This window comes from Alkaliphilus flagellatus, assembly GCF_018919215.1.
GTDB lineage: Bacteria > Bacillota > Clostridia > Peptostreptococcales > Natronincolaceae > Alkaliphilus_B > Alkaliphilus_B flagellatus.
The window spans coordinates 467,620-481,526 of record NZ_JAHLQK010000003.1 but is presented as its reverse complement, the minus strand read 5'-3'; the positions used below and the strand labels follow the sequence as shown (position 1 = coordinate 481,526).

Annotated in this window: 14 protein-coding genes and 1 riboswitch; of the genes, 3 read left to right on the top strand and 11 right to left on the bottom strand. The window is 32.3% G+C overall.

Annotation, left to right across the window (positions count from 1 at the left end):
• Nucleotides 1-33 precede the first annotated feature (33 nt).
• Complete coding sequence (locus KQI88_RS09855) at nt 34-1,956, top strand: ABC-F family ATP-binding cassette domain-containing protein (RefSeq protein ID WP_216416833.1); 1,923 nt, start codon at nt 34-36, stop codon at nt 1,954-1,956.
• Nucleotides 1,957-2,291: 335 nt separating this feature from the next.
• On the opposite strand, the gene KQI88_RS09850 is transcribed toward KQI88_RS09855, so the two are convergent.
• Nucleotides 2,292-2,462: a hypothetical protein gene (locus KQI88_RS09850; protein WP_216416831.1), complete on the bottom strand. Its 171-nt coding sequence runs from the start codon at nt 2,460-2,462 to the stop codon at nt 2,292-2,294.
• Between the two features lie 106 nt (nt 2,463-2,568).
• Nucleotides 2,569-3,606 carry a tRNA (adenosine(37)-N6)-threonylcarbamoyltransferase complex transferase subunit TsaD gene (tsaD, locus tag KQI88_RS09845; RefSeq protein ID WP_216416829.1) on the bottom strand — a complete coding sequence of 346 codons (1,038 nt, stop codon included), beginning with the start codon at nt 3,604-3,606 and terminating at the stop codon, nt 2,569-2,571.
• 140 nt (nt 3,607-3,746) lie between these two features.
• Here tsaD and KQI88_RS09840 point away from each other — a divergent pair, with 140 nt between their 5' ends.
• Nucleotides 3,747-3,920: a hypothetical protein gene (locus KQI88_RS09840; protein WP_216416828.1), complete on the top strand. Its 174-nt coding sequence runs from the start codon at nt 3,747-3,749 to the stop codon at nt 3,918-3,920.
• A gap of 27 nt (nt 3,921-3,947) precedes the next feature.
• On the opposite strand, the gene rimI is transcribed toward KQI88_RS09840, so the two are convergent.
• The 3 genes from rimI to tsaE are packed head-to-tail and all read right to left on the bottom strand — an operon-like array spanning nt 3,948 to nt 5,560.
• Complete coding sequence (gene rimI, locus KQI88_RS09835; RefSeq protein WP_216416827.1) at nt 3,948-4,397, bottom strand: ribosomal protein S18-alanine N-acetyltransferase; 450 nt, start codon at nt 4,395-4,397, stop codon at nt 3,948-3,950.
• A gap of 6 nt (nt 4,398-4,403) precedes the next feature.
• The gene (gene tsaB / locus KQI88_RS09830) at nt 4,404-5,105 is read right to left on the bottom strand and encodes a tRNA (adenosine(37)-N6)-threonylcarbamoyltransferase complex dimerization subunit type 1 TsaB (protein ID WP_216416826.1); all 702 of its coding nucleotides are present in this window, start codon (nt 5,103-5,105) and stop codon (nt 4,404-4,406) included.
• A complete protein-coding gene (gene tsaE / locus KQI88_RS09825; RefSeq protein WP_216416825.1) occupies nt 5,102-5,560 on the bottom strand; it encodes a tRNA (adenosine(37)-N6)-threonylcarbamoyltransferase complex ATPase subunit type 1 TsaE in 459 nt (152 codons plus the stop codon). Before tsaE ends, tsaB begins: the two co-directional genes overlap by 4 nt.
• 241 nt (nt 5,561-5,801) lie before the next feature.
• Between tsaE and KQI88_RS09820 the strand changes: the two genes are divergently transcribed.
• Nucleotides 5,802-6,872: a hypothetical protein gene (locus KQI88_RS09820; protein ID WP_216416824.1), complete on the top strand. Its 1,071-nt coding sequence runs from the start codon at nt 5,802-5,804 to the stop codon at nt 6,870-6,872.
• A 55-nt stretch (nt 6,873-6,927) separates the two neighbouring features.
• On the opposite strand, the gene KQI88_RS09815 is transcribed toward KQI88_RS09820, so the two are convergent.
• From KQI88_RS09815 to KQI88_RS09790, 6 genes are all read right to left on the bottom strand, one after another.
• Complete coding sequence (locus KQI88_RS09815; protein WP_216416823.1) at nt 6,928-7,896, bottom strand: FMN-binding protein; 969 nt, start codon at nt 7,894-7,896, stop codon at nt 6,928-6,930.
• A gap of 146 nt (nt 7,897-8,042) precedes the next feature.
• On the bottom strand, nt 8,043-9,152 hold the full coding sequence (locus KQI88_RS09810; RefSeq protein ID WP_216416821.1) for a response regulator transcription factor: 1,110 nt from the start codon (nt 9,150-9,152) through the stop codon (nt 8,043-8,045).
• A 2-nt stretch (nt 9,153-9,154) separates the two neighbouring features.
• Nucleotides 9,155-10,795: a sensor histidine kinase gene (locus KQI88_RS09805; RefSeq protein WP_216416819.1), complete on the bottom strand. Its 1,641-nt coding sequence runs from the start codon at nt 10,793-10,795 to the stop codon at nt 9,155-9,157.
• A gap of 257 nt (nt 10,796-11,052) precedes the next feature.
• Nucleotides 11,053-11,670, bottom strand: a complete 618-nt coding sequence (locus KQI88_RS09800; protein WP_216416817.1) for an ECF transporter S component — start codon at nt 11,668-11,670, stop codon at nt 11,053-11,055.
• A 109-nt stretch (nt 11,671-11,779) separates the two neighbouring features.
• A riboswitch (FMN riboswitch) is annotated at nt 11,780-11,899 on the bottom strand.
• Between the two features lie 133 nt (nt 11,900-12,032).
• The gene (locus tag KQI88_RS09795; protein ID WP_216416814.1) at nt 12,033-12,521 is read right to left on the bottom strand and encodes a hypothetical protein; all 489 of its coding nucleotides are present in this window, start codon (nt 12,519-12,521) and stop codon (nt 12,033-12,035) included.
• 56 nt (nt 12,522-12,577) lie between these two features.
• Nucleotides 12,578-13,738, bottom strand: coding sequence for an amidohydrolase (locus tag KQI88_RS09790; RefSeq protein ID WP_216416811.1), 1,161 nt, complete (start codon nt 13,736-13,738; stop codon nt 12,578-12,580).
• Nucleotides 13,739-13,907: the final 169 nt, after the last annotated feature.

The following is a 13,907-nucleotide window of genomic DNA, read 5'->3' as shown; positions in this document are numbered from 1 at the left end:
ATACGTTGAATGTAATTTTAGGAGGAAAAATCTATGATTGTCTTATCTTGTAACAATATATGCAAATCCTTTGGTATAGACGTAATTCTAAATAATATTAGCTTTAGTATAAATAAAGGTGAGAAAGTCGGTCTTGTAGGAGTTAATGGCGCCGGTAAATCTACCCTTTTTAAGATTTTAACCAACCAGCTGTCTTATGATACAGGGGAATTATTTATTTCTAAATCTACTACAATTGGTCATCTAGAACAAAATACCATATTAAATGAAAATTCTAGCATTATGGAAGAATGTCTAAGTATATTTCAACATTTAATCGATATGGAGCAAAATCTGCGCAGTTTAGAAATAGACATCGCTAACTTGAGTAATAATGAAGAACAATCACATTACCTAGATGAAGCTATGCACAAATATTCCATTTTACTAGAAGAATTTAATGAAAAAAATGGATATGGCTTTCGTAGTGAAATAAAGGGTGTGTTAAAGGGATTAGGATTTTTAGATGAAGAATTTGAGCAGCCTATATATCAATTAAGTGGCGGCCAAAAAACACGTGTAGCCTTAGCAAAGCTTTTGCTAACTCATCCTGATCTTCTATTATTGGACGAGCCTACAAACCACTTAGATATTGAAGCCGTTGAGTGGCTTGAAGGTTTTTTAAGAGATTATGATGGAACTATATTAATGATATCTCATGATCGTTATTTTCTGGATCAAATGGTTAATAGAATTTTTGAAATTGAAAATCATAGCCTAACTAGCTACAATGGTAATTTTTCAATATTTATGGAAAAGAAAAGAATCTTAATAGAGCAACAAATAAAAGAGTATATAGAACAACAAAAAGAGCTGGATAGACAAAAAGATATAGTTAGAAGACTTAGGCAGCACGGAACAGAAAAGCTAATGAATAGGGCAAAAAGTCGCGAAAAACAATTAGAGAAGATAGAGCAAATGGAGGCTCCTATAGTATATAGAAATAAAGCGTTTATTCGTTTTGAAGCTCAAGTAAAAAGTGGTAACGATGTTTTATCTTTACAGAATGTTAGCAAAAGTTTTAATAACAATATGTTATTTGAAAATGTTGCCTTTGATATATATAAAGGAGAAAAGGTTGCCTTAATTGGTCCTAATGGAATAGGTAAATCTACATTATTTAAAATAATATTAGATGAGGTTAAGGCTAATAGTGGAAATATACGTTTAGGTCACAATGTTTTTACTGGTTATTATGATCAAGAACAAAAAAATCTCAACTACAATAAAACCACCTTAGATGAAATTTGGGACGACCATATTAATTTAAACCAAACAGAAGTACGAACACTTCTTGGATCCTTTCTTTTTAAAGGTGATGATGTTTTTAAAATGGTAGAATCCTTAAGTGGTGGTGAAAAGGGGAGACTTTCTCTGCTTAAGCTTATTTTATCTAGATCTAATTTATTACTATTAGATGAACCAACTAACCACTTAGATATTGACTCTAAAGAAGTTTTAGAGGAAGCATTGATAAATTACGATGGTACAGTATTTGTTATCTCCCATGATCGTTATTTTTTAAATAGGGTGGCTACTAAAATTATAGAACTTAGTCCAAATGGTAATGAAACCTATCTTGGTAATTATGACTACTATATTCAAAAGAAAAAAGAAAAGTTATCAATGAATGAACCTGAAGCAAAGGAAGAAAAAACAAAAACACAGTTAAAAGAAGAAAAGAGAAAAGAAAGAGAAGAAAGAGAAAACTTAAGAGCCATAGCTAAAACTCAAAAAAAACTTGAAGCAGAAATTTCAGAGTTAGAAGAAAAAATAAAGGAATTAGAAGAATTAATGTGCCAAGAAGAAATCTATTCTAATGAGGAAAAAAGCAAAGAAGTACATCAAGAAACTCAGCAATTAAAGGAAAGGCTCGAGCTTCTATACTCCCAATGGGAAGATATTATTGACATGTAATTATATTTAAGGACGATTTTTACACAGTAATTTCTACGTGTTAAAAAAATCGTCCTTATTATATGGAATATTTCAGCTACACTGAGCATATATTTACAATAGAAAAAGTCTGTCCACATTTATCCACAAGTAATCCACAGAATCCACAGGATTATCCACAATATTTTTGTGTATATTAGTATTGTTCATATGTCTTACACATTATCCACATTTTTCGTGCTTTTTATATGTGAATAAAAGTCTTCTGGTGCTACCGCGCTTAACTAAAAAAACATCCCTATTTTTAAAGTATGGATGCTTTTTTAACGCATATGTAATCGTGTCTATAATATGTACTATAAGAGATTTGTTTCTAATTTGTCTCTTAATTCCTTAATAACATTGTCTTTTTCCTTACTCTCAGCTATAAAAGCATCTATTACTTCGTGCATATGGTCAATAATATTCAATAGATCAAGCTTATCCATTGTCATATCAACCTTTCTCATCCAAGACAACATTTCCATATATATTAGTCCCCCTTAAAAAATAATTAATGCTATTTTGATTATATCATAGCACTTTTTAGGATTATATGGACAATGTTATGCAACACTGGCACTTTATGGAACGCTAGTAATGGTCTCCTATTTTTAAACTTGGTATAGCATTTAAATCTAAATTTGATCGTAATCCTCTTACATAATCATAGTAAGCAACGCAACCTATCATAGCTGCATTATCAGTGCAGAGAGTTAGAGAAGGATATTTTAAATCTATATTGTTTTTTCCACATTCTCCTTGTAAATAGCTTCTTAGTCCACTATTTGCTGCTACTCCGCCTGCAAGCACAACACGATTTACTCCCTTTTCTAATGCACATTTAATAGTTTTCTCTGTTAATATTTCAACTACAGATTTTTGAAAACTGGCAGCAACATCAGCCACTTGAATATCCAATCCCTTCATTTTTTGAGAATTTAAATAGTTTAGCACCGCTGACTTTAATCCACTAAAACTAAAGTCATAGCTTCCTTCTTCTAAATATGCCTTAGGGAATTGAATAGCATCTGAATTTCCTTCCTTAGCAAGCTTGTCTATTTGAGGTCCTCCAGGATAACCTAGTCCTAAAGCACGTGCCACTTTATCAAAAGCTTCTCCTGCTGCATCATCTCTAGTCTTACCTAAGACCTCGTATTGTCCATAGTCCTTCATATAAACTAAATGAGTATGCCCACCAGAAACAATTAAACAAATGAAAGGCGGTTCCAATTCCTTATGCTCAATAAAGTTAGCATAAACATGACCTTCAATATGATTAACACCGTTTAGTGGAATTTCTCTAGCAAAGGCTATAGCTTTAGCTGCAGATAATCCAACTAATAAAGCACCTACCAACCCAGGACCATATGTAACTCCAACATGGGTTATATCACTAAATGAAACCTCAGCTTTTTCCAAGGCTTCACTAATTACCCCATTAATATTTTCAATATGCTTTCTCGATGCAACCTCTGGAACTACACCTCCAAATTTTTTATGTTGCTCAATTTGAGAATTAATAATATTAGATAAAACTTCTCTTCCATTTTTCAAAACGCTTACAGAGGTTTCGTCGCAGCTTGATTCTATTGCCAACGTAATTATATCTTCTTTAAAGTTTATTGACATCTTTTATTCTCCTTTATTTTTTACCTATTGATATTATATCCTAATTATAGAAATTGTTCATTTAAATAATAGTAGTTTTTAGTTTTTTTGCAAATACTATTATAGATCTTCTTTTTAAAATCCTATAAGGAGTGATCTATATGGATAGACATACTCATTATGATAATGTTAAGAAATCTTTTTCTCAACGTTTAGGAGAGGCTAATGTAATGCCTGATGGTATGTTATCAGCTATAGACGATACACACCTAGCTATATTAGCTATAGAAAAGGGAGCTCAAGAAGCACAGGAAACATATGAAAAAGATCGATAGAAGAAATTTCTTCTATCGATTTTTTATTTATACTAAATCTTTCCACATAATAAGAGCGTCCTCATAATTATCCTGATAATAGCCTGGCCTAATGCCACAAGGGATAAATCCCAGCTTTTTATAAAGTCCTTGTGCTGTTAAGTTAGAGCGCCTTACTTCTAAGGTCATCCTATAAATATTAATTTTCTGCCCTTCTCCTATTAAGCCTTCTACAATTTTTTTACCTACGCCCCTCCCCCGGTATCTGGGATGAACAGCAATATTAGTAATGTGGGCTTCGTCAACTACTAACCACATGCCTCCATAGGCTGCCACATCACCATCTACTTCTGCTACAAGGTATTTAGCTAGCTTATTTTTTTTGAGTTCCGTTACAAAAGCATTTCTCGTCCAAGGGATTGAAAAGGAATTTTCTTCAATATCTAATACAGAATCAATATCCCCCAATTCCATTTTCCTTACAATGATTGACTCCATAAAGAATTATTCCCTGCCTTTCATTCTTTCTTCATATTGAACCTCTGCCGCAGATTTCCTCATATATATAGGAGTCATATCTGAAACAAGTCCATTTTGAATTTTAACTTTGGCAGCTTCTCCAACAGAGGAAGCAGAAGGTATTAAAAATCTTCTCGGCGGAACATTAAACTGTTCTCTCAAATTATGTTTTAAAATATCATGAAATTTTTCTAAGGCATCCCCAACAAAAATAATTTTCTCCTCTTCTTCCTTAAGTCTGTATATCAGTTCATCTATATGTAACACCTGTTGTTCTATTACTTCTATCATATGACCATCTATCCATTGATAAAGCCCTGTATATACTAGATCTCTTTGAGCATCTATAATAGGACAAACTAGTCCCTGAGTATTAAACAAATTGAAAGCTAATGCCTCTAGTGTAGGTACTCCTACCACGATTTTATTCAGTGCTTGAGCCATAGTGGTTATAGTAGCAATACCTATCCTAAGTCCCGTAAATGAGCCTGGTCCTAATGACACTGCAAATACATCAATGTCCTTTGGAGTGAGATCACAGCTATTAATTAACTCCTCTATCATAGGCATAAGCTTCTGAGAATGATTTTTCTTGTGATTTAAGGTATATTCCCCAATTAATTTATCATCGTCTAATAGTGCAACTGTAGCTGTCATTGATGATGTATCTAAGGCTAATAGTTTCATTTAGCTAACAACTCCTTAATCATTTCCTCATAATAATCATTGGTACTAGTAAAGCAGATCTGTCGAGATTCTAAACCTGTTACTTTAATTTCAATCCATAGTCGCTTATCTGGAAGAATCTCCTCTATTAAAGAGGCCCATTCTATTACACAAACTCCATTACCATAAAAATATTCTTCATATCCCAAATCTTCCATCTCACTTACATGGTTAATACGATATACATCGAAATGGTAAAGTGGAATCCGTCCATCATATTCATGAATCAATGTAAAGGTTGGGCTAGTTACATATTCCTCCACACCTAATCCCTTTGCAAAGGCTTGTGTAAAAGTAGTTTTTCCCGCACCTAGGTCTCCAGTCATACAAAGAATATCTCCACCATGAACTAATTGACCTAATTTTTTAGCGAATACCTCTAATTCTCTTTGATTTGATATATCAATACATATCATAATTACACCTACTTACTATTATTTTCCTTATATATAGCTTGTACTACTTAGTTTTCCAAGCTTTAATAATTACATTCATAATGATAGTAACTTCATCTACTCTATTTTAGCACAATTTATTTGGTAAGGCATATATTGTTTACAATTTCCTTTTAGATACCGAAAATTAATTTCTTTGCCGAATAGTATATAGGTAATATGTAACAATAGAATATAATTTATATTGAGGAGGGCAAAACAAATGAAAATGAAAAAAGCATTAAGTATTATTTTAGGGGGGACTTTAGTAGTTACTTCTTCAAGCTTTATTTTCGCTAATAATGGTGTAAAGCTACCGAGTGAAACTCAAAAACAAGCAATACAATCAGAGATCTCTGTAGAAAACCCAACCACACCTACGGTTATAATAGAGGTGTTGGATGAAATTATTGATAAAGCGGATGGCCAAATTATACTCGATGTTGAAGATAAGGAATTTGAAGAAGAGTTATTGGAATTAATAGAAGATATTTTATCTGAATTAGAAGAAGAAGTTGATGAAGATGAAGTAGAAGAATCTGGTGAAGATGAACATGAGGATGAAGACAAAGAAGAAGATGATGATAAAGAAGATGATGATGATAAAGAAGATGACGAAGATAATGAAATTGTTTTAGAAGATCTATATCGTAAACTTTTAAAATATCAATTAGTATATGATAGAGTACCAGCTCAAGCAAAACCTGCTATAGAAAAAAATATGAAAACAATGCAGCTTAAAATAGTTGAACGTATGGTTAAAATGAACGAAGACCTAGATAAACTTATACCAGAAATTAACATGGAAGAAATCCAAAAAGAGCTTTCTAACCTAAAGGAACAGCTTAAAAATGAAAATTTAACAGAGGAAGAAAAGCAACAAATAATGAACTCTATTACTGCATTAGAAATGAAAGTTGCTAATCATGAAGAAATAGTTAAACTAGTGGACTTTGTGAAGGAAAATGAAAATTGGCATAAAGAATTAAAAAATAATATTCATAAAGAATTTAAAGAAGAAAAAGCCAAGGTAAAAGCTGAAGATAAACTAGCTAAAGAAGAAATAAAGAAAGCTAGAAAAGAAGTACAAGAACAAATGAAAGCTACTAAAAAGACTGATAAGAGTACAGAAAAAGATGTTAAAATAAGCGAAGAAAAAGAAGTAAAAGAAGTAAAAGAAGTAAAACAAGTAAAAAATGATAAGAATAACAAATCTTCTAATGAAAAAACTGATAAGAAAGCCCATCCAGTAAAAGAAAGTCATCCTGGAAATGGGAAAGGTAAAAATAAATAGTATTATTACATAAAAAGAGAGCTCCTATTGGGGCTCTCTTAATTCAATACTTTTATTAAAAATTACCATCGTTTTTCATCTCTGTTAGCAGTTTTTCAGCAAGACGAAGATAATTGTCCCAAGCTGTATTACGTACAGTAAATCCACTTTTAGCATAATCTCCTGTTTGTTCAGTTGAAGGTAAGCCAGTTAAATCAAGTAGGTCTTGTGTTTCTACAACTTTATCATTTAAGGCATCCATTTGAACGTTGAATCCAATACGAGAAGGTTCTTCATATTCAACACTATCATATTTTGATTGTCTATAATATTGTTTTAAATTTTTATCTGTAATTTCATCTGGGGAGTCTGCAAAAATTTCATCATACTCAACGGAAACAATTTTCTTATCACGTAGTACAACCTTTAAACTTCCTGTTAGACCTCCATCAAGCTCTTCGGCAATACTATAGTACTTCTCATTCGATGCCTTATCTAAGGATGGTGCCAATTTTTCTGCCATTGGAATCATAGCTTGCTTTATACTATTGGAAGCTCCTGAAACTACGTCAAATTCTCCTGTAATTCTTTGTTCTTCAAGCATTTGTTTTTCTACCTGAACAACACTTTGTATCCAGGCAGCACCTTTTTTCTCTCCCATATCAAAATTATATTCTGACATACGTTTTGGAACGTCTTGGAAGTAACGATGGTAATAGTTAGGACGAGTCATCTCATTAAACTCAACATGAACTATTTCATCTCCACTTTTTACAACCTCTAAAATACCAAGATGCCCTTGTCTAAAACGCTCTTCAATTCTGTAATAATCACCTTTTGTTACACCAAGCTTAGGCTGTGCACTCCAATCAAGGTCTATCACTTTAATTCCTGCTTCTTTTGCTTCATCCCCTGGTTTTTGTGATTCAGCAGCTGGTTTTTCTTCTGGAGTATTATTAGCCTCCTTTGGAGAACATCCTACAACAGTAATTACTAAACCTGCAATAACCAAACCCTTAATCATTTTTGCTTTATTCATTGCCATTTAAACATCTCTCCTCTATTACTAATCTTAGATGCCAAAATAAAGGCATGTTTGTTATATAACTATCATATAAAAATGGCTCTTAAAAATGAATGTAATAATTAAGGATTATACCCTTACAAAATACGGATTAATAATAAGATTATTTAGCTTATATCTGTTTTTTTTAATTCATGTTTAAATTCCATAGGAGTTAATCCCGTATTCTTTTTAAACAACTTTGCAAAATATTCTACATTACTGTAACCTAGTTTTTCAGCAATCTCATAACTTTTAAAAGTTCCTTCAGCAACCAGCTGTTTGGCCCTTTCTATTTTTACCATAGTAATATATTCTCCCACTGTCATACCCGTTTCCTGCTTAAAAATATCACCAATATGGTTTTTTGTAAGAAATAAAGCCTCGGAGATTGTGGTTATACTAATATTATTTTCCACATTTCCCATGACATAAATACATATTTCCTTTATTAAAGGGCTTTTGCCACTATATAATATGAATTTGGTAATAATCGATATTATAGCTTCTAACATTTCTATCAGCTTTTTCTTAATAGAATCAATATCACTGTAATGTGTTAAGTTTGTATCTGCAAAAAAATTTATATCTACAAATTCCTCTATCCATCCATGTTTGTCTTTAACACCAATCAAAATTTCATTATAAGCTTTTTCTAGCACTATAGCTGTCTTCACTATATCATGTCCCAGTGCGGCAGCAGTATCATCCACCATAGCCCCTATAGTTTTTATAGCTTCTTTATTCCCCTCACAAACATATTGAACAATGGAATTTAAATAACTAGTAGGGTAATATACCTCTATCTTCTCCATTAGTTTATCCTCTAGCTTTTTTAGCTGAATCTGTGCTTGTTCTCTTTCTTCAATGTAATTCTTTACCTTTTGCAACAAGGTTTTTAGTTCCTCGGCCTTAACAGGCTTTACAAGATAGTCAAATATACCATATTGAATAGCTTCCTTTGCAAAGTTAAACTCGCTGTGTTCACTTAAGAAAACAACACAAGTAGCTAATTGATTTTCATGGGCCTCCTTTAACAGTTCGATTCCATTTATCCTTGGCATCTTTATGTCAGTGATAAGCAAATCTACAGGTTGTCTTTGAAGTTTGTAAAGGGCTTCCTGGCCATCTTCCGCTTCATCGACAATACTAAACCCTGTGCCCTCTCCCCATAATGGCAGTCTTTTTATTTGTCTTCGCATAACTTCCATGTCATCTACAACCATAACCTTAAACATTTTTACCCCTCATTTTCTGCATCTATTTCTGAAGGTAGCGTAAAATATACTGTGGCACCTTCATTTAATACACCCTCTATCCAAACACTACCACCATGTTTTTGAAGAATCTTTTTTATAGTAGCCAGTCCAATTCCAGCTCCTTCGAAATCTTGGCGTCTATGCAGTCTTTGAAAGATACCAAAGAGTTTATTTGAAAACTTCATATCAAATCCAACTCCATTATCCTTAATATAAAAAATATATTCCTTCTCTGATGCACTACAACCTACTACAATTTTTGTTATCTCTCTGTCCCTAGAGAACTTAATTGCATTGGAGATAATATTGGAAATAGCCTGCTTGAAAAGCACTTTATCTATATTAAGTGTTGGGAGATCATCTTCAAAAACTAGTTCCATTTTTCTTTCTGGATTACCTACTTTAAATTCACGAAAAACCGTTGTAATAATTTGTTTAACTTGAATTGGTTCTTTACAAAGATTAGCCTTTGAAGTAATGGAATACTCTAAAAGCTTATTAATCAATTCAATCATATCCCTACAAATTTCCTGTATATTACCTATCATTTCACCTACTTCATTCTCTAGCTCATTGCCATAATCCTCTATAATAAATTTACTATACCCATCAATGGCTCTAAGAGGAGATTTGAGATCATGGGAAATTGTATATGAAAATTCCTCTAGTTCTAAAACTGCTCTTTGAAGTTCTGCTGTTCTATCGGTGACACGCTGTTCCAGTTCATTATTGAGGATCTGAATTTCTTCAATTGCTCGTTTATATTGTCCCTCTCTAATTTTTAATGCTTCCTGGGTCTCAAGTACCCTCTGAACATAACGAACTGTAATTCCACCCATTATAGAAAATAATATAGTTGCCAATAGAAAAGTAATTCTAGTCTTTTCATCGGGTTCTATAATCCATTGAAATAGATGATTTTTATCAATTATAAAGCTATGAACTGATGAAACTATAAGTGTGAAGGTCAGACCAAAGGCTACCAGTGCCGACATAATTCTAGTGTTATGTCTTGCTCCATTTGAACACTCTAATCTAAATACCTTTCTCACAAATGGTAATAGTAATAAAGCATCACATAAGGCTAACAATATTGACTCTACAATAATTCCTTTAATAGCAAACAGTAATATTATGTCAATGTTCACTTTTGTATATGCTTCCGGATTCCAAAAAGGTGGATTAAACCTAACTAAAATAGGAAAAAGAACTGTATAAATAGCCATTCTAATAATTATATAAATAAATTGTAGAAAATAAATATTATGATAAAATTTATGTTCTTCTAATCTTTTTTGTCCACCATAACCGTGTATTATTATCCATAAACATAATGAAATGGTTGGAACTATTGATGCCCATCCGTTATAACTTCCTAGAAAAAAAGGATATAGCACAATCAGCCCTAAAGTAATACTGACCATTCCATATCCCATGCCCCATGCAAGGGTAACTAGCATAGGTAAAATAAGGCTCCATGTAAAATTTATGGAAAATCCATTGAAATCAAATCTGCTGGAATAGAATGTTCCAATAAAACCAATGAGACCTAAAATCACAGAAACAAGGATTTTATATATTTGTATCTTTCTTAAACCAAGATTACTATGGTCTTGAATCATAGATTATTCTCCTATCTAAGAATATTATTTATACAGTACCTACAGTTATGAAGCCACTAGTAATATATCTTCGGTGTATTGCTAAAATTTCATTTGAATCAAGTTTTCTTTATATTGTCTAAATATGACGAATTCTAATTTTTATTCTAACATTTTTTATTTTTGTATTCAACTCTACCACTTTGTTGCGTTTATATCACCTATTTATAAAATTAAAAAGAGCCTCCAAATTGAGACTCTTCTAATCTTATTTTTAGTTAATTATTTTTTAATATAGGAGATACCTTTTTGTAAATTAGTAATGTTACAAAAGCGATAATTGCTCCCTTAAGTATATTAAAAGGTGATATACCATATAAAACTAATGTGGTTACATCTACAATCTTGCTATTAACAACTGTTCCAAGATTTACAATTGTATCCATTGGCATAAATGCAGAGTAGAATGGAAGTGTAATATATAGATTTACTATTACACCTACTACGGTCATCATTATTGTACCAGCAATCAAGCCGATTAGAGCATGATTTCTATCTTTTTTTCTGTGATATATAAGTGCTGCTGGTACTATATAAGAAATACCTACTAAAAAGTTAGCTAATTCACCCACTCCACCAGTTTGACTCTTTGTTAAAAAATGTAATAATGCTTTTACAAGCTGAACAAGTACACCAGCTACAGGTCCTAAGGTAAAGGCACCTAAAAGTGCAGGTATGTCACTGAAGTCAAACTGTAAAAATGATGGGAACAGTGGTAATGGAAATTCAATCATCATTAAAATATATGATAATACCGATAATACTGATATTTTTACTAAACTGTTTGTTGTAAGCTTTGATCTACTTCTACTCATTGTGTTTGTTGTTTTTTGCATAATTTTTCCTCCTTATATTAAATAAATAATTAGAGGAGAAACCATAAAAGAGGAAACTAAAAAATGCCCTGGAATACTTCCAGGGCATAAGCATACAAAAATAACCTCTTTAATTCTTCTCCCATCCAGACTCTACTGTCGGTACTGGAATTTCACCAGTTCAATCGATTTGCATCGACTCACGGACTTTACCGTCGGTCGGGAATTTCACCCTGCCCTGAAGAATTTTTTATTAAATTAATTCTACACTTTTATTATATACATATTCAGTATATAATGCAATAGTTCTCTTAATACTTTTAGGCACTTAAAACTTTTAACGAGAATTTTAAAATTAAGTGGGATAGAACCAGACTATTTTTCTAATCTTGCCTTTTATTTATTCTTAATATTCCTATTTCGTCTTCTAATGTAAAATTATGCTTCAAACACAGATAGACTAATATAGATAGTATACAAAGATGTGGTAAAAATAACGCAACTCTTAACCAACTCCTTGACATTATTTCTGCCACTGATACTCCTATAAGCTTAGGAATAATAAGAACCATAGTCCCTTCTATCAAGCCAGTTATGGTAACACCTATTAAAACTCCTAATAAAGATAAGTAAATAGGCGTTCTAATTATTAACCATACTAATATACACATAGTAATATACTGAAGCAATATATGCAGACCAAACCCTACATTTCTTCGAATATAATAAGCCGCTACTCCTTGAATAATTGCTGCTAAAACTATTTTTCTAAATGGGGGACGCATTCCTATTAATATAAGACCTAAAGAAATTACCAATATTGCTTCTGGTATAGAACCAAAAACAACTACATTTATAGGCATTCGATCCATATAACATAACCTCATTTCCCCCGTGTTTTCTAAATAAACCTCTCTAATCTAGAATGCTAATATTTTTTATATACAACACTTCCATCAATAATTGTACAAACTACAGAAGATTGTATATCAAAAGGATGACCGTCCCATATAACTATATCTGCATCCTTACCAACTTCAATACTTCCTACCTTATCTTCTATTCCTAATATTTCAGCAGGATAAATAGTAATAGCCTTCAATGCCTCTTCTTCTGGTAATCCTGCCTTTGCAGATAATGCAGCACATAAAGGCAAATTCTGTACCGGAATTACTGGATGGTCTGTCATAATAGCAATCTTAACTCCTGCCTCCCATAACATTCTAGGAGTATCAAAGGTTTTATTTATAAGCTCAAATTTAGAACGATCTCCAAAGGTAGGTCCCACCACTGCTGGCAATCCCTCATTAGCAATATAATCTGCAATTAAATGTCCCTCTGTACAATGCTCTAAAGTTATTTTTACTCCGAATTCTTTAGCAATTCTAATAGAAGTAAATATATCATCTGCTCTATGGGCATGTGCTTTTAACGGAATTTTTCCTTCCAATACATCCATCATGGCTTCCATTTTCATATCTAATGCAGGAGCCTTTGATTTATCATCTTTTGCTTCCTGCTTCTTATTATAATATTCCTTGGCTTTCATTAATGTGTCCCTTAACAAAGCCGCTGTTGCCATCCTTGTCATAGGCATACGTTTTTTATCGTTATATACCCTTTTAGGGTTTTCCCCAAAGGCAACCTTCATTGCTGAAGGCTCTTGAACAACCATTTCATCTATCCTTTTACCATAGGTCTTAATAGAAGCAAATTGTCCCCCAACAACGTTTGCGCTTCCAGGACCTGTTGATACAGTTGTAATTCCACCTTCGTAAGCTTCTTTAAAAGTTCTATCCATTGGATTGATAGCATCAATTGCTCTTAAATGTGGTGTAATAGGATCTGTCATTTCATTGCCATCAGATCCTTCAAAACCTATAGCATCTTCCCACATTCCTAAATGACAATGGGCATCTATCATACCTGGAAATACAAGCTTACCCTCAGCATCTATAACTTCTGCATCAAAAGGTGCTACAATATCCATACCTATTTCTTTAATCTTACCTTCTTCTAATAAAATCGATCCTTTTTCAATGACATCACCAGCCATTGTATAGATTTTCGCATTTTTTACTAATATCATATTATTTCCTCCCCACATGTTGTGATCTACTATGCATATAGCATAATACATATATATTTCAACAAGTGTACAGAAAATTCCTGTAATATTTTTAGGGAATAGAAATATTTTTACTGTTTTTTGCCATTCTTATATTAGACCTTTTAAATTTAAAAAAGTTCCTATTTTA